The 15,794-nt window shown below is 64.2% G+C and carries 14 protein-coding genes, 1 tRNA gene and 1 pseudogene; 6 read left to right on the forward strand and 10 right to left on the reverse strand.

From position 1 onward, the window contains the following. Together AWB70_RS05925 and AWB70_RS05930 are read left to right on the forward strand one after the other, a co-directional pair. The gene (locus tag AWB70_RS05925) at nucleotides 1–930 is read left to right on the forward strand and encodes an ABC transporter permease (protein ID WP_053568011.1); all 930 of its coding nucleotides are present in this window, start codon (nucleotides 1–3) and stop codon (nucleotides 928–930) included. Between the two features lie 88 nt (nucleotides 931–1,018). Then, nucleotides 1,019–2,110: a BMP family ABC transporter substrate-binding protein gene (locus AWB70_RS05930; RefSeq protein ID WP_045450457.1), complete on the forward strand. Its 1,092-nt coding sequence runs from the start codon at nucleotides 1,019–1,021 to the stop codon at nucleotides 2,108–2,110. A 75-nt stretch (nucleotides 2,111–2,185) separates the two neighbouring features. On the opposite strand, the gene AWB70_RS05935 is transcribed toward AWB70_RS05930, so the two are convergent. The 4 genes from AWB70_RS05935 to AWB70_RS05950 all read right to left on the reverse strand — a co-directional run bounded on the left by AWB70_RS05935 (nucleotide 2,186) and on the right by AWB70_RS05950 (nucleotide 5,464). Further along, nucleotides 2,186–2,395 carry a dodecin gene (locus AWB70_RS05935; protein ID WP_014191178.1) on the reverse strand — a complete coding sequence of 70 codons (210 nt, stop codon included), beginning with the start codon at nucleotides 2,393–2,395 and terminating at the stop codon, nucleotides 2,186–2,188. Nucleotides 2,396–2,656: 261 nt separating this feature from the next. Further along, on the reverse strand, nucleotides 2,657–3,148 hold the full coding sequence (locus AWB70_RS05940; protein WP_014191179.1) for a hypothetical protein: 492 nt from the start codon (nucleotides 3,146–3,148) through the stop codon (nucleotides 2,657–2,659). A 322-nt stretch (nucleotides 3,149–3,470) separates the two neighbouring features. Beyond that, complete coding sequence (mscL, locus tag AWB70_RS05945; RefSeq protein WP_014191180.1) at nucleotides 3,471–3,911, reverse strand: large conductance mechanosensitive channel protein MscL; 441 nt, start codon at nucleotides 3,909–3,911, stop codon at nucleotides 3,471–3,473. 170 nt (nucleotides 3,912–4,081) lie between these two features. Continuing rightward, nucleotides 4,082–5,464: a DUF2252 domain-containing protein gene (locus tag AWB70_RS05950; RefSeq protein ID WP_053568012.1), complete on the reverse strand. Its 1,383-nt coding sequence runs from the start codon at nucleotides 5,462–5,464 to the stop codon at nucleotides 4,082–4,084. A gap of 281 nt (nucleotides 5,465–5,745) precedes the next feature. Between AWB70_RS05950 and glgX the strand changes: the two genes are divergently transcribed. Continuing rightward, on the forward strand, nucleotides 5,746–7,944 hold the full coding sequence (gene glgX, locus AWB70_RS05955; protein WP_045450458.1) for a glycogen debranching protein GlgX: 2,199 nt from the start codon (nucleotides 5,746–5,748) through the stop codon (nucleotides 7,942–7,944). 170 nt (nucleotides 7,945–8,114) lie between these two features. After that, a complete protein-coding gene (locus AWB70_RS39515; RefSeq protein ID WP_255724164.1) occupies nucleotides 8,115–8,237 on the forward strand; it encodes a hypothetical protein in 123 nt (40 codons plus the stop codon). A gap of 76 nt (nucleotides 8,238–8,313) precedes the next feature. Here the strand turns inward: AWB70_RS39515 and AWB70_RS05960 are convergent, their stop codons facing one another. From AWB70_RS05960 to AWB70_RS39170, 3 genes and pseudogenes are all read right to left on the reverse strand, one after another. Beyond that, the gene (locus AWB70_RS05960) at nucleotides 8,314–9,564 is read right to left on the reverse strand and encodes a tetratricopeptide repeat protein (RefSeq protein WP_053568013.1); all 1,251 of its coding nucleotides are present in this window, start codon (nucleotides 9,562–9,564) and stop codon (nucleotides 8,314–8,316) included. Nucleotides 9,565–9,696: 132 nt separating this feature from the next. Further along, nucleotides 9,697–10,377: a PspA/IM30 family protein gene (locus tag AWB70_RS05965; RefSeq protein ID WP_014191184.1), complete on the reverse strand. Its 681-nt coding sequence runs from the start codon at nucleotides 10,375–10,377 to the stop codon at nucleotides 9,697–9,699. Between the two features lie 422 nt (nucleotides 10,378–10,799). Continuing rightward, a pseudogene (locus AWB70_RS39170) lies at nucleotides 10,800–11,027 on the reverse strand (plasmid mobilization protein); the annotation flags it as partial. A gap of 486 nt (nucleotides 11,028–11,513) precedes the next feature. Between AWB70_RS39170 and AWB70_RS05975 the strand changes: the two are divergent. Next, entirely contained in the window at nucleotides 11,514–14,075 is a 2,562-nt protein-coding gene (locus AWB70_RS05975) for a penicillin-binding protein 1A (protein ID WP_053568015.1), read from the forward strand. Nucleotides 14,076–14,150: 75 nt separating this feature from the next. Here AWB70_RS05975 and AWB70_RS05980 read toward each other — a convergent pair whose 3' ends face one another. The 3 genes from AWB70_RS05980 to AWB70_RS05990 all read right to left on the reverse strand — a co-directional run bounded on the left by AWB70_RS05980 (nucleotide 14,151) and on the right by AWB70_RS05990 (nucleotide 15,387). Further along, nucleotides 14,151–14,582 (reverse strand): copper chaperone PCu(A)C, encoded by a 432-nt coding sequence (locus tag AWB70_RS05980; RefSeq protein ID WP_053568016.1) that lies wholly within the window; start codon nucleotides 14,580–14,582, stop codon nucleotides 14,151–14,153. Between the two features lie 7 nt (nucleotides 14,583–14,589). Further along, complete coding sequence (locus AWB70_RS05985) at nucleotides 14,590–14,952, reverse strand: copper resistance CopC family protein (protein WP_014191188.1); 363 nt, start codon at nucleotides 14,950–14,952, stop codon at nucleotides 14,590–14,592. An 87-nt stretch (nucleotides 14,953–15,039) separates the two neighbouring features. Next, the gene (locus tag AWB70_RS05990) at nucleotides 15,040–15,387 is read right to left on the reverse strand and encodes a DUF2946 domain-containing protein (RefSeq protein WP_235024146.1); all 348 of its coding nucleotides are present in this window, start codon (nucleotides 15,385–15,387) and stop codon (nucleotides 15,040–15,042) included. 191 nt (nucleotides 15,388–15,578) lie between these two features. Here AWB70_RS05990 and AWB70_RS05995 point away from each other — a divergent pair. Beyond that, nucleotides 15,579–15,655: transfer RNA gene (locus AWB70_RS05995), tRNA-Met, on the forward strand. Nucleotides 15,656–15,794: the final 139 nt, after the last annotated feature.

Here is a 15,794-nt window from a genome sequence, read left to right on the forward strand (position 1 = left end):
ATGGATATCAATCAAGCCAGCAATCTCGCGTCGAGCGCCGTGGTCGCCGCCATCCCGCTGATGTACGCCGGCGCGGGCGAACTCGTCGCGGAGAAGTCGGGCGTGCTCAATCTCGGCGTCGAAGGCATGATGCTGATGGGCGCCGTCACCGGTTACGCGGTCACGGCGATCACGGGCAGCCCGTGGCTCGGCATCGTCGCGTCGGTGTTCGCCGGGCTCGCGATGGCGCTGCTCTTCGGCTTTCTCACCATCACGATGCTCGCCAATCAGGTCGCAACAGGCCTTTCGCTGACGATCTTCGGCATCGGCTTCTCGGCGTATATCGGCAAGCCGTACACCTCCGCCGCGGTGCGCTCGACCATCGACGCGATGCCGATTCCCGGCCTCGCGTCGATCCCCGTGCTCGGCCCCGCGGTGTTCTCGCTGACGCCGCTCGGCTATCTCGCGTTCGCCATGTTCGCGGCGATCGGCTGGTTTCTCTACAAGACACGCGCGGGGCTCGTGCTGCGGTCGGTCGGCGAATCGCCATCGGTGGCGCACTCGGTGGGGTTTCCGGTCGTCGGCGTGCGCTATGGCGCGACGCTTTTCGGCGGCGCGATGGCGGGCATCGCGGGCGGCTATTACTCGATCGTCTATCTGCATGTCTGGCAGGAGCAACTGACTTCAGGGCGCGGCTGGATCGCGCTCGCGCTCGTCGTGTTCGCGACGTGGCGGCCCGGGCGGCTCCTGATCGGCGCGCTGCTCTTCGGCGCGGTGATGGCGCTCCAGTTCTACGCGCAAGCCGTCGGCGTGCCGGTGCCCACGCAATTCCTCGCGATGCTGCCGTATCTCGCCACCATCGTCGTGCTCGTGGTCATCTCGCGCAATCCGAACACGATCAAGCTCAACGCGCCGGCCTCGCTCGGCAAGCCGTTTTTCGCGGCGAGCTAGCGAACCCGATTTCGTCCGCTTTTTTGGCCGACCACACTCAATCACGCGCAACCTCGTTTCACATACAACATCGACCAGGAGAATCACAATGAATAAACCGTGGCTTAAGGCGATCACCGCGACGGTCGCGCTGTCCGCCACCGTCGCCGCGCTGTCGACGGGCGCGCAGGCGGCCGACGCGCCGGGCGTCGCGTTCGTCTATCTCGGCAATCCGGGCGATGCGGGCTGGACCTTCGCGCACGACGCCGGCAGCAAGGAAGCCGAAGCGAAGTACGGCAGCAAGATCAAGATCACGCGCGTGGAGAACGTGCCGGAATCGGCGGACTCGGAGCGTGTCTTCCGCGATCTCGCGAACAAGGGCAACAAGGTGATCTTCGCCACGAGCTTCGGCTATCAGGATTTCGCGCTGAAGGTCGCGAAGGATTTCCCGGACACGATCTTCCTCACGGCGACCGGCTTCAAGAAGGCGAAGAACTTCGGCACCTATGACGTGCGCATGTATCAGGGCGCGTATCTCGCGGGCGTCGCCGCGGGCTATGTGACGAAGACCAACACGCTTGGCTTCGTCGCCTCGGTGCCGATTCCCGAAGTGGTGCGCAACATCAACGCGTACACCATGGGCGCGCGCTCGGTGAATCCGAAGGTCCACACGAAGGTCATCTGGATCAATAGCTGGTTCGATCCGGGCAAGGAAAAGCAGGCCGCCGAGACGCTGATCGGCCAGGGCGCGGACGTGCTCCTGCAGAACACCGACTCCAACGCGACGCTCAACACCGCCGCCGAGAAGAAGGTCTACGCGTTCGGCTGGGATTCGAACATGAAGAAGTTCGGCCCGAGCGCGCATCTGGGCTCGGTGGTCGCGCACTGGGGCGTGTACTACAACGACGTCATCCAGAAGGTCATCGACGGCAAGTGGAAGAACGACCCGGTATGGCTCGGCATTCCGCAGAAGGCCGTCGATCTCGAAGACCTGAACACCGGCGTGATTCCCGCGAAGGCCGCGCAGGCAGTGGCCGCGAAGCGCGACGAACTGCATACCGGCAAGTGGGATGTGTTCAGCGGTCCGATCAAGGACCAGTCGGGCGCGGAGAAGGTGCCGGCCGGCAAGACGCTCACCGATCCGGAATTGCAGCGCATCAACTGGTATGTCGAGGGCGTCGACGGCTCGTTGCCGAAGTAAGCGCTTTTCCGTTCCAAAGCAAAACGCGCCTCGCTTCGCAGCGAGGCGCGTTTTTTCATGACCTCGGCAAAAGCGTCAGTCTTCGATGCGCAGTCCCACCTTGATCGTCACCTGCCAGTGCAGGATCTTGCCTTCCTCGACGTGTCCGCGAGTTTCCACCACTTCGAACCAGTGCATGTTGCGCAGCGTCTTCGACGCCTTCGAGAGTGCGACGCGCACGGCGTCGTCGCTCGATTGCGGCGAGGAACCAGTGAGTTCGATCTGCTTATAGACGTGTTCCGACATGGTGTTCTCCTTGTAGTCCCCGAGGGGATGTCCTTCGGGGCATGATGAATCGGCTCAGGCGGCGCGTCCTGCCGCCCGAAGAAGCTTGCAATACCGATGCAGCAAGGCACGCGCCATCACGCTCGTCGCGCGTGGCTTCCATTAAAGGACAGGAAAGCGCCGGGGAATAGTCGGGGTTTGCGCGAAGCGCGCGAGCACGCGGCGAGCCTCGTGAAAGAGGCTCGCACGCATCCGGTACCGCGGGGAAAGGTCACGCAGGGATCAACGCAGCGGCCGCGATGCGGCATCGCCCGCATCCTGGCGGCGGGCGCCGCGGCGTCTGCGCGCCGAAACGGTCGCGCCGAATTCGCTCAGGATCTGCGCGCGCGCACGGCTCGCGAACACGAGGAAACCGAAACCGTTCGCCTCGTACCAGTAGCCGCCATTCTCGAGACCGTCGAGCGGCTGTTCGAGCGCATTCGTGATCGATTCAACACAGCGCCTGTGCAGCTCGTCGATGGCCGGATACGGCGGCTGCGCGCCCCGTACGCTGCACAGAAGCACATCGAGGCCCGGCAGCACATGCGCGTACAGAACCGGTTCGTCCTGCGCGCGAGCGCGGGCGATCTTCGTGTCTAGCTGACCAAATGGCTTGAAATGCCGAACCACGGCGAGAAAAGACTCGTCGCCGTCGGCCTTCACGCGTTTACGCTTTTTCGGGAAGGACATAAAAACTCGCCTGAAAAAGAATTGCAAGAAACGCAGCGTCCTCATGCGGCCACTCCCGTCTTGGCGCGCCGCACGTCGATCTTTTATAGCGCATCGATGTGATTAGGTCACGGTGAATCGGGCCTGACATTTTTCGTGACCGTTAGCCGCCGGTGCACGTTGCTGGCGCACGATTCGTGCCGATGACCGTTTGGCGGCCCGCTTGGCATCCCTCTGAGCATCTATCCCAATAATAGTCCTGCTGCTACCCGCGCGAACAGCTTTCATGAAGAAAAAAGCGGGTGGGCGCACCGAGCGGGGCGGGGTGGCAATCTGGAAAACCCGCGCGCGCGGCGCGGGTTCCCGTAAATCGAGCGGGTTTGTCCGCCTAGACGCGCGGCGACTTCTTGAGTTCGTCGCGGATTTCGCGCAGCAGCAGCACGTCTTCCGGCGTTGCCGCGGGCGCCGTTTCGGCCGGCTTGCGCAGATTGTTGATGAACTTGACCATCAGAAAGATGATGAACGCGAGGATGATGAAGTTGATCAGCGTCGTGATGAACGAACCGTAGCCGAACACGGCGACGCCCGCGGTCTGCAGATCCTTGTACGAATCGGGATTGCCTTTGAAGGTCGGTGGTATCTGCCCCAGCTTGACGAAGAGATTGGAAAAGTCGAGCCCGCCAGTGGCGAGGCCGACGACCGGCATGATCAGATCCTTCACGACGGAGTTGACGATCGTCGAAAATGCGCCGCCGATGATGACGCCGACTGCGAGGTCCATGACGTTGCCCTTCAGGGCGAAGTTCTTGAATTCCTCAATCATGCTCATGCGCGGCTTCCTCCGGTTTTTTGGGTTGGACGTTTGTGCTGGCTCGGACGGCAGCAAGGGCTATGCCATTGAAACACCCGCGCAACGCTGCGCATCGCGGGCACCGTCAATGATAGTCAATTCGACTGCGGACCGCCTGCGCGTGCGCGCTGCGTGTTGCCGACCGATCGTCATGCCGCCGGCACGCGGCCCACGCTGATCGCCGCGCAGAAGGCGGCGTGGTCGGCGACCACCTGCGAGCCATAGCGCTCGGCCCACATCGCATAGGCCGCGTCGAGCCGGTCCGAATGCCCGCAATAGCCCGCGATGAGCGCGGCGTCGCCGGTGCGCGCGTGGGCGCGGGCGAGCAGCAGCCCGAGGCACCATGCATAGAAATCGAAGGTCGCGCCATGCAGCCAGTCGACCGGGATCGAGCCGCGGATCTGCTTCATTTGACGTACGTAGAAATCGCGGCCGGAGATGGTGGTCCAGCCGAGCAGGGCGTCGGAGGAGCTCTGCATGAGCCGCTGCCCGTGCACGACGCGCCGCCCCTGATGCCGGTACGGCTCGTCGAGCGGCGGCACGAAGGGCGCGGCGGCGGGCACGATGCCTTCTTTCACCTGCATGAAAAGCGGATCGCCGAGCGCGCGCCCGACGAGCAGCACGAGATACGCGCGCGTGCCGACGCTGCCCACGCCGACGACGCGATGCGCGACATCCGCGACGTCGTAGCGTTCGAGCATCATCCGCCATTCGCCCGCGATGGTCTGCAAATAGGCCTTCAGGCCGTCGATCACATGATTTTTCTCGGCGGCGTCGAGCTTCGTGAGGATCGGCGGATCGACCTTGAAGCGATAGCTCTTGCCGGCGGGCTCCGCGATCTTCGCGAGCATCGTCGCGTGCGAGCGCTTCATCGCGCGCTCGACGGTCTTCTCGATGGTGGCTTTCTCCTCCGCATCGAGTTTCGTCGGCGCGTCCATGTGCAACGCGCTCGCATAGGAGCGCATCTGCCAGAGTTCGTAGGGGCTGACTTGCCAGAGCCCGTCCATCGTCGTGCGGTACGCCGCGCACGCCGAGCGCACCGCGCGCTCGCGGCCCGTTGCGTCCACGCCGTTTTCGCGCGCGGCGACATTGATGCTCGCAGTCAGCCGCTTCAGGTCCCATTCCCACGGACCGACGAGCGTCTCGTCGAAATCGTTCAGGTCGAACACGACGTCCTGGCGCGGCGTGCGAAAGAGACCGAAGTTGTTGATGTGCGCATCGCCGTCGATGATCACGTTGTGCCCGATCGACGGCGACCTGGCCAGGTCCCACGCCATCACCGTCGCCGAGCCGCGCAGGAACGCGAACGGCGACTCCGCCATGCGTTGCATGCGCAGCGGAATCAGCCGCTCCTGACGGCCCGCGTTGCCCGCGAGCACGCGCTCGACCGGGTCGGGCCGGTCGGGCGCGGGCGTCCAGGCGCCGTGTGCGTCGAACGCGATGGCGTCGCGCAGCGCGCGGCCGGCGGCCCGGCTTGCTTCAGCCGTGCCGTCGACCGGGGAATTCGCGGAGGTGTCGGGGCGTGTGGACAAGGCGTCTTCTCCTTCGGCGGTGCGGAACGTGGCGGACGGCGGTAGGACGTTGGTCGGACGCCCAGCATTCGGCGCTCCCAGGCGGAACGTTTTACACTCGACGCGTCCGAAGCATGAGCGGCGGGGCGTCGCCCACGGCCCGCAGCGGATGACGCGCGGGCCCATCGCACGGGCATAAGCGCACGGGCATAAGAAGTGCTTCTCACGATCCGCCTGAAGCCCCGCAATGCCAACGTGCACTCCCGACGCCCGGTGCGTCATCCTATCGAAGACATCATCTCATGCCGAACGAACTCCGCATTGCCGAAGGCTCGCCGTTCCCGCTCGGCGCGACCTGGGACGGAAAGGGCGTTAATTTCGCGCTGTTTTCCGCGAACGCGACCAAGGTCGAACTTTGCCTTTTCGACGAAAAAGGCGAGAAGGAAACGCAGCGCATCGAACTGCCCGAATATACCGACGAAGTCTGGCACGTCTACGTGTACGGTCTCGAGCCCGGCACGGTCTATGGCTACCGCGTGCACGGCCCCTACGAGCCGGAAGCCGGGCATCGCTTCAATCCGAACAAGCTGCTGCTCGACCCGTACGCGAAGGCGCACGTCGGCGAGCTGAAGTGGGACCCGGCCGTCTTCGGCTACACGCTCAATGCCGAAGGCGACGATCTCACGTTCGACGAACGCGACAGCGCGCCGTTCATGCAGAAGTGTCAGGTCGTCGATCAGACCTTTTCATGGACGCACCCCACGCGCGTGCGCGTGCCGTGGGAGCACACGATCTTCTACGAGACGCACGTGCGCGGCTACACGAAGCGGCATCCGGCGATTCCGGAGTCGATGCGCGGCACGTTCGAAGGGCTCGGGCAGAAGGAAGTGGTCGAGTACATCAAGAGTCTGGGCGTGACATCGGTCGAACTCTTGCCGATTCACGCCTTCGTGAACGACAGCTATCTGCTCGACAAGGGCCTCACGAACTACTGGGGCTACAACACGATCGGCTTTTTCGCCGCCGATCCGCGTTACTTCGCGCGCGGGCCGGGTGTCATCGCCGAGTTCAAGGAAATGGTGGACCGGCTCCACGAAGCCGGGCTCGAAGTGATTCTCGACGTCGTGTACAACCACACCGCCGAAGGCAACGAGCGCGGGCCGACGCTCTCGTTTCGCGGCATCGACAACGCGTCGTACTACCGGCTCATGCCGGAGGAAGCGCGCTATTACATCAACGATACCGGCACGGGCAACACGCTCAACCTCTCGCATCCGCGCGTCCTGCAGATGGTCACGGACAGCCTGCGCTACTGGGTGACGGAGATGAACGTCGATGGCTTCCGCTTCGATCTCGCGACGATTCTCGGCCGCGAGCCGTACGGCTTCGACGAAGGCGGCGGCTTTCTCGATTCGTGCCGGCAAGATCCGATTCTGTCGAGCGTCAAGCTCATCGCCGAGCCGTGGGACTGCGGGCCGGGCGGCTATCAGGTCGGCGGCTTCCCGCCGGGCTGGGCGGAATGGAACGACCGCTATCGCGACACGGTGCGCGAGTTCTGGAAGGGCGACGAAGGCATCGCGCCGGAGCTCGCCACGCGCATGACCGCATCGGGCGACAAGTTCAACAAGCGCGGGCGCAGGCCGTGGGCGAGCGTGAACTTCATCACCGCGCACGACGGCTTCACGCTCAACGACCTCGTGTCGTACAACGAAAAGCACAACGCGGCGAACGGCGAGGACAACAACGACGGCCACTCGGACAACAAGTCCTGGAACTGCGGCGCGGAAGGCCCGACGGACGACCCCGAGATTCGCACGCTGCGCGAGCGCCAGAAGCGCAACATGCTTGCGACGCTGCTGTTTTCGCAAGGCACGCCGATGTTGCTCGCGGGCGACGAATTCGGCCGCACGCAGCAGGGCAACAACAACGCGTACTGTCAGGACGACGACATCAGCTGGGTCAACTGGGACATCGACGACGATGGGCGCGCGCTCACAGAATTCCTGCGCAAGCTGACGACCTTGCGTCACACGCTGCCGGTGCTGCGGCGCCAGCGCTTTCTCACGGGCGAGTATCACGAGGACTTGCAGGTCGCCGACGTCAGATGGCTCGGCACGACCGGCGACGAGCTCACGCAGGAGCAATGGGACGATCCGAACATGCGCTGCTTCGGGCTCGTCATCGACGGACGCGCGCAGGCGACCGGCATCCGCAAGCCGGCCTCGGACGCGACGCTGTTGCTCATCGTGAACGCGTATCACGACGTGGTCGATTTCACGCTGCCCGATATTCCGGGTCCGGACGAATGGATCTGCCTGATCGACACGAACGCGCCGATTCGCGAGGAGTTGCCGGAGTTCGGCTCCGACGACGTGTATCAGGTGACGGGCCGCTCGCTGCTGCTCTTCGCGCTCCAGCCGCGCGGCGCGACGAAGCGCATTTTCAAGCGGCTGGAAGAAGCGCTCACGGACGAGGTGCCGCCCGAAAGCGGGGCGGGTTGAGTCTCGCATCGGCAGAGCGACTCGCGCGACCGGTTATCATCTGGTTTTTGCGATAGCGACAGGAGGCGGCGCGAGCCGCCTTCTTTTTTTCCGATGCCTGTATCGATCACGCTTGAAACGACGCTTGAATCAGCGCATGAACGCGCCGGCGCGCGCGAGGCCGCAGCGGCATGATCCTGCACGCCATCCTGCGCGTCGCGGGCTGGGATCAGCTCGAGCGCATCTGGGAATTCGTCGTCGGCTTTTTCAAGTTTCTGTGGGCGTTGCTGCGCTTTCTCGGCGGCGGCGGCTGATGCGCTAATTTTCCTCGCCGAAACGACGAAGGCCCCGCGCAAACGGGGCCTTCACATTCATGCTGGCGTGCAAAACTCAGGAATCGCGCCAGCCGTCGTCGTTGCTGCCGAGGTCCAGACCACCGCCGCCGCCACCGCCGTTGTCGTTCCAGTCGTTCGAGCCGCTGCCGAAGTCCAGGCCGCCGCCGCCGTTGTCGTTGCCGTTGCCAAAATCGAGACCGCCATTGTCGTTCGACGGACGATCGACAGGCACGTCGCGCTCGATCACGCGATCCCTGCCGTGCGACAACGCCTGTCCCAGCAGCACGCCGGTAAGCAGGCCGCCCATGCCGCCGCCGAACCCGCCGCCGCCTTGCTGGATGATGACGGGCGGCTGCTGGCCTTGCTGCGGCGGATAGGGCCCTTGCTGAGGATACGGCCCTTGCTGCGGATAAGGCTGCTGCTGGTTGCGTCCAAAGCGTTCCGCTTCCTGCGCATACGGCGAACCGCCCGGTGCGCCGTTTGGCGCGTAATTCTGCGCGTTCGGGTCGGGCCGGCCTTCAGCGCGCGCTTTCAGGCTCTCGACCTGATTCTCCAGATCTTCGATAGCGTAGGGCGGCACCGGATTCTTCGCGTTCGACAACGCCTCGACCATTTCGCGCAACTGCGTCTCCGCGCCTTCCACGTCGCGCAGCAGCGCTTCGTGACCCGGCGCTGTGGAGAGCCGCACGTCGAGCTTGAGCGTGCGCACGTCGTTCAGCAATTCGGTAGCGCGTTTGAGCTGGGCGCGGCGGTCATCGTCGGCGCGGCCGTCGTCGCGCGTGCGGGCGCGGCGCAGGCCCCAGCGCAGCACGAATGCGATCGCCGCGATCAGCACCGCCAGACCGATCCACGCGCCCATGCCGAGGCCGTGGCTTTGCTGCGCGGGCGCGGCGGCCTGATTCTGATTGAACGGATTCTGCGTGACCGTGCCCGTCGTGCCGCGTGTGGTGCCGTTGTCGGAGCGCGGCGAAATGCTGGCGCGCGTCGCGTCGGCCTGAATGCGGGCTTGCGTGGCCGCAAAGCGCGACGGGTCCGTAAAGCTCAGCGACGGATCGAGCGATTTCGCCTGCTGCAGATGCGAAAGCGCGTCGCTGTAGCGGCCTTCGCGGTCGAGCACCTGCGCGTAGAGATAATGCGCGTGCGCGTTTTTCGGATGCGCTTCGAGCACTTCGCTCAGTTGCGAGTCGGCCTTTTGCCAGTTGCCCTGCGTCATCGACTGCTCGACCTGCTGCGCGGTCGGCACGGCGAACGCGAGCGGGGAAGCGAGCGACAAGGACAACGCCAGAGCGGTCAACATCTTTTTCATGATACCGGCCGGACGCGATGAACGTCCGCCTCCTGTCGATGCAATCGTGTACTGCACAAGGTAGCGCATATTCGTGCGACGCGCCGCTCGCCAGGTAGTTCGCGGCGCGTGCCCGCTTTCCGATGCCGGCCTTTACTGCGCCGGCGTGTTCAACTGCTTCTTCAGCGCTTCGAGACGATCTTCGACGGACGGCCCGCGATTGAGTTCGGCGAGCTTGTCGTCGAGCGCCTTGCCCGATTTCTGATCGGCCGAATTCAGGCGCGCATCCGAGCGCGCGTTGGCGAGCTGAACCTTGTCTTCGAGCTTCTGAAAATCTTCGGAAAGATTTTTTCCGCCGATGCCGCCGAGCGCCGTCGCGGCGGTATCTTTCGCGGTTGCGATCTGCTGCTTCGCCTGAAGGATGTTCGAGCGCGCGTTGAGATCGTTGCGGCGCTGACGCATGTCGGCGATCTGCTTCTTCAGATGATCGACCGACGGCTCCAGCGTCTGCAGTTCGGCCGCGAGCGCGTCGCGTTCGGTTTCGGCGTTCGCCTGCGCCGCGAGTGCTTCGCGCGCGAGGCCTTCATCGCCCGACTGCAGCGCGCGCTTCGCGCCGTCTTCGTACTTCTTCGCCTTGTCGTTGGCGGCGTCGCGCTTGCTTTGCTGCGTCGCGACCTGCGCTTCGATCTCGATGAGCGAGTTTTCCGCCTTCGCGATGCTTTCGTCGAGCTCGCGCACGATCTGGCGAGCGTCGCGCGAAGGGTCCTGCATGGTGTCGGCGGCGTCGTTCAAGAGGCCTTTGACCGTGCGCGTGATGGAATCGAAAAGCGACATGTATTTCTCCTGGATGAAGACGGCGGGGTGCGCGCCCGCCTGCGTGCCACGCGGCTCGAATGTGAGGCGCAACGCGCGGGATTGCAAGCGCGCAGTGCGACGACGCGCGCACCGGGTTTACCCGCTCATTAGATCATGCCGCGACTTAATCGGGACTTAATGAAGGTTAAGGAGTGTAACGACATGGACGTGCGATGCCGCGACGCGTCCCGCCGATGGCGTGAAGCACGGATGCGCGGCGGTCAGCGTCCGGAACGCGTGCCGTCGGTGAGCGAGGCGTCGTCGCCAGGATCGGTGTCGTGCTCGACTTCTTCTTCGGATGCAGCCGGCGCGGGATGCGAACGTGGCAAGCTGCGCGCCTGCGCGGCCCGCTTGGTCGCGCTCGCCGCCGCCTCGCGGGCTTCGCGCGCCGCGGCTTTCGCGGCGACGCTCTTGAGCGCGGCATTGAGCGCATCGGGTGCTTTCGGCGCGCGCAGGCGGTCGACGATGCCGGCCACCTTGATCTGCTCGCTCGTCGCGTTGAAGTTGAGCACCGCGCGCCGCATGAGTTCGCTCACGCTGATGCCGAGCGTGTCCGCCGTCTGGCTGATGGCCATCTTCTGCGCGGGAGTCACGAAAACAACGATGCGTTCGCTGGGTTTGGTCGTCATGAGCGGCTCGCAAACAGTAAGGCGATCGTAACGGCGATCGCGACTTCGGTTCATCAAACAACGGCACGACAGCGCAACGGCGGGCTCTCGCGGTGTGGCCGGGAACCTGCGATCCGTTCATCCATCATATCGGTTTGTGCGCGGACGTGGGTGTGGCCCACCCCGCATCACGCGCGATGAGCGTCGCGCAAAAAAGGCGCGCGTTCAACGACTTGGGTATTTTCTCATACGGTTGTCCACAAGGCTCTCAACACTTTCTGTGGGTAACTCCTCGAATCATGCCGATTCCGCCGCCGCGCGTCATTTACTTACAAAAAATCTCCGGCGGTTTTGTAGTGGCGCCCCCGAATTCTTTAAAATGGCCTGTTACGCTCGGTGTAAGCCGGCCCGCTCATTTGCTCGTCCCGTCTTTGCAGTAGCGCCACGCACACGGCGCATCGCAGCGCGGCAGCGCGCGCGCTTCACGGCGCGCCAACGAACCCAGTCATGCCTATCATCAAACGACCCGACTCATCGAGATCCTCGCGACACGATCGCGAACCCCGCTGGAACAGCCTCAACGATGCCAGGCACGCTGACGGCGGCGGACGCGATGGCAATGGCGGCAACGGCCGCGGCGGTCGCAATGGCGGCAACGGTCGTCATGACCGCAACGACAGAAACGATCGCAACCGCCGCTCGCCGTGGGCGCGCATCGCGCTATGGTTCGGCGGCATCGCGGCCATCGGCGCGGTGGTCGGCGCGCTCATCGTCGGGTACGCGCTCGTCGTCATGGAGCCGAATCTGCCGTCGCTCAACGCGCTGATCGACTATCGGCCCAAGGTGCCGCTGCGCGTCTATACCGCCGACCACGTGCTGATCGGCGAATTCGGCGAAGAGCGCCGCAGTCTCGTGCGCTTTCAGGACATCCCCGATCAGATGAAGAAGGCCGTGCTCGCGATCGAGGACTACCGCTTTTATGATCACGGCGGCGTGGACTTCATCGGCATCCTGCGCGCGGGCGTGACCGACCTCATGCACGGCGGCGCATCGCAGGGCGCGAGCACGATCACGATGCAGGTCGCGCGCAACTTCTTCCTCTCGAGCGAGAAGACCTATACGCGCAAGGTCTACGAGATGCTGCTCGCCTACAAAATCGAGCGCGCGCTCACCAAAGACCAGATTCTCGAGCTGTACATGAACCAGATTTATCTGGGCGAGCGCGCGTACGGCTTTTCGGCCGCGGCGCGCGTGTACTTCGGCAAGGATCTGAAGGACATCACGCTTGCCGAGGCGGCGATGCTCGCGGGCCTGCCGAAAGCGCCGTCCGCGTATAACCCGGTCGTCAATCCGAAGCGCGCGAAGGTGCGTCAGCAATACATCCTGAAGCGCATGCTGGATCTGAACTTCATCACGCGCGCACAGTACGATCAGGCCGCCGCGGAAGAAATCCATACGAAGTCGGGCGGCACCGAATACGGCGTGCATGCCGAGTACGTCGCCGAAATGGTGCGGCAGATGATGTACGCGCAGTACAAGGAAGAGGCCTACACGCGCGGCCTCACGGTAACGACGACGATCGATTCCGCCGATCAGGACGCGGCGTACAAAGCCGTGCGCAAGGGCGTGATGGATTACGAGCGGCGTCACGGCTATCGCGGGCCGGAGGGCAGCATCAGCTTGCCGTCGAATGCGGACGACCGCGCCGAGGCGATCGAAGACGCGCTGGTCGATCATCCCGACAACGGCGAGCTCGTTTCGGCGGTCGTCACGGCTGCGAGCCCGAAGCAGGTGACGGCGCAGTTCGTCGGCGGCGATACGGCCAACGTTTCGGGCGAAGGCCTGCGCTTCGCGGCGGCGGGGCTGCGCAGCAACGCGTCGAAGGCGCTTGCGATCAAGCCGGGCTCGATCGTGCGCCTCACGCAGGACGCCAAGGGCAACTGGCAGATCACGCAACTTCCGCAGGTCGAAGGCGCGCTCGTGTCGATGACGCCGCAGGACGGCGCGATTCGCGCGCTCGTCGGCGGTTTCGACTTCAACAAGAACAAGTTCAATCACGTGACGCAGGCATGGCGTCAGCCGGGTTCGAGTTTCAAGCCGTTCATCTATTCGGCCGCGCTCGACAAGGGCATCGGACCCGCGACCATCATCAACGATGCGCCGCTGTACTTCCCGGCGGCGGGCGGCGGCGACGCATGGGAGCCGAAGGACGACGACCAGCCCGACGGCCCGATGTCGATGCGCACCGGTCTGCAGAAGTCGAAGAACCTCGTGTCGATCCGCATCCTGTCGTATATCGGCACGAACTACGCGCAGGACTTCGTCACGCAGAAGTTTGGCTTCGACAAGGACAAGACGCCGCCTTATCTGCCGCTTGCGCTCGGCGCCGGGCTCGTCACGCCGTTGCAGCTTTCGGGCGCGTATTCGGTGTTCGCGAACGGCGGCTATCGCATCAATCCGTATCTGATCGCCGATGTCGCCGATGCGCGCGGCAGCGTGATCTCGCGCGCGAGTCCGCTTATCGCCGGCAGCAACGCGCCGCAGACGCTGGAGCCGCGCAACGCGTACATCATGAACAGCCTGCTGCATACGGTCGCGTCGCAGGGCACGGGTTCGGGCACCAACGTGCTCAAGCGCAACGACCTGCAAGGCAAGACCGGCACGACCAACGACGCGAAAGACGGCTGGTTCGCGGGTTATCAGAAGCAGCTCGTCGCGGTGGCGTGGATGGGTTACGACCAGCCGAAGACGCTCGGCAGCCGCGAGTTCGGCGCGCAGTTGGCGTTGCCGATCTGGGTCGAGTACATGGGACGCGCGCTGCGTGGCATTCCGCAGGAGCAGATGGCCAAGCCCGACGGCATCACGACCGTCGACGGCGAACTGTTCTACGCGGACCGCACGCCGGGCGCGGGCTTCGTCGCGAGCATCGGGCTGGATAACACCAATCCGATGGCGGGCGACGCCACCACGATGGGCGGCGTCGGTCCGGCGGGCATGCAGGCGCCGCCCGCGCCGCCAGTCACGACCGACGAGCGCAAGCAGATCATGGATCTGTTCAGCAAGCACTGACGGTCTGCTTGTCGTCGAGCGCAAAAAAAGCGCGCCGGGTGTGAGCCCGGCGCGCTTCGCTTTTGGGGATGACGTTTATTGACCGACCGTCGCCGCCGATTTCACCGCGCAGTTCACGTCGAGCGTGGATTTGTCCGCGAACGTGAGGGTGAGGGGAATCGTCGAGCCGACCTTGAGCGGCTTGCCCGGTTCTTCGAGCATCAGGTGATAGCCCTTCGGCGCGAAACTCAGCGTGCCGTGCGCGGGCACATCGACGGATTCGACATGCGACATCGTCGCCGTGCCGTTCTTGGTTTCCGACTTGTGCATCATCGCCATGCCGAACGCGGGCGTTGCGGCGGCGGTGATCGTGACGGGCTTGTCGCCGTTGTTCGCGACGGTGAAGTAGCCCGACGAAGGCAGATTCGGCGGCATCGCACGAACCCAGCAGTCGCGGGCTTCGAGCGACGCGGCCTGAGCGAAGGAAGCGCAGGCGAGCGCGCTTGCGAGTACAGCGATCTTTTTCATTCTGTTCTCACTTGACGGTGAAGTTGTAGTGACCTTGCGTGCGATGCCCGTCCGCCGCGACCGCGGTCCATTGCACCTTGTAGACGCCCGGGGCGAGATCGCCGAGCGCGACGCTCATGTGCTTCTTGTCGTTGGCGTCGACGATGGATTTCGCCGTGTTGACCTGCGTGCCCTGAGCATTGGTGACGATGAGCTTGCTGAAGGTCGGTTCGAGCGCCTCGCCGAAGTCGATCGCGACTTCATGCGGCGCGCCGACGGTCGCACCGGGGCCGGGGTTCTGAATCTTCGGCAACGCATGCGCGAACGCGAGTTGCGCCGAGCCGATGAATGCGAGGGCGAGCGCGCCGCGCATGATCGATGATGAAAGCATGATGTGTCCTTGCGTGCCCGAAGCCGTTCGGTCATCGAGCGATGTGTGCGAGAGAGCAAATGGAAGGCGTGCGTGCGCCTGCGCAACTCAGGCGACAGCGGGCGGGGCGCGCGGTTGCGCAAAGGCGAGCCACGCGCGACGCGGCGCGTCGGCGCGCAAGGGCGCAGTGAAAACCTCGCGCGGCGAGAATGTGAAGCCGGCTGTATCGAGAGACGAGGGCGGTGTGGGCGCGTGCGCGATGAGGTCGCAGTAGTCGCATGCCCGCAGATGATCGGCGACGCCGTGTTGCGCATGCTGCGGCGCTTGTGCATTCGTCGCGCATACCGAAGCAAGCAGCGATTCGATGCGTGCATGTTCGAGCGTCTGCGATGCGGCGGGCGCGAGCGAAAGCAGCAGCATCGCGCATAGTGCCGCGAACCCGCCGATCTTCTTCATGATGCTCCGACGCAAGTGCTGCATGCCGCGCTCGATACGATGATGAACAAACGATTATGCCACGCGTGTTTCGATGCACTTCGACGCGCAGCGCGATGCTTCGACGCAGCCTCACTATCTTTTCTTCGCTTCGAAGCAAACGAGGCATTGCGCCCAACTAAGTGATGGCTTATAATCTTTTCTTCGACGGACGCGGGGTGGAGCAGTCTGGCAGCTCGTCGGGCTCATAACCCGAAGGTCGTAGGTTCAAATCCTACCCCCGCAACCAAAGAATTCAGAGGGCTACCGTGTTTTCGCGGTAGCCCTTTTCACTTTTCTGGTCTCCTGCAAACGCTGTATCACCCGCCGCGAGCGACTCGCCACGGGACTGGACAGCCATTCCTGCCTTTTCACCCCGCGCACCTTCT

Origin of the sequence: Caballeronia cordobensis, assembly GCF_001544575.2 — a bacterium.
GTDB lineage: Bacteria > Pseudomonadota > Gammaproteobacteria > Burkholderiales > Burkholderiaceae > Caballeronia > Caballeronia cordobensis.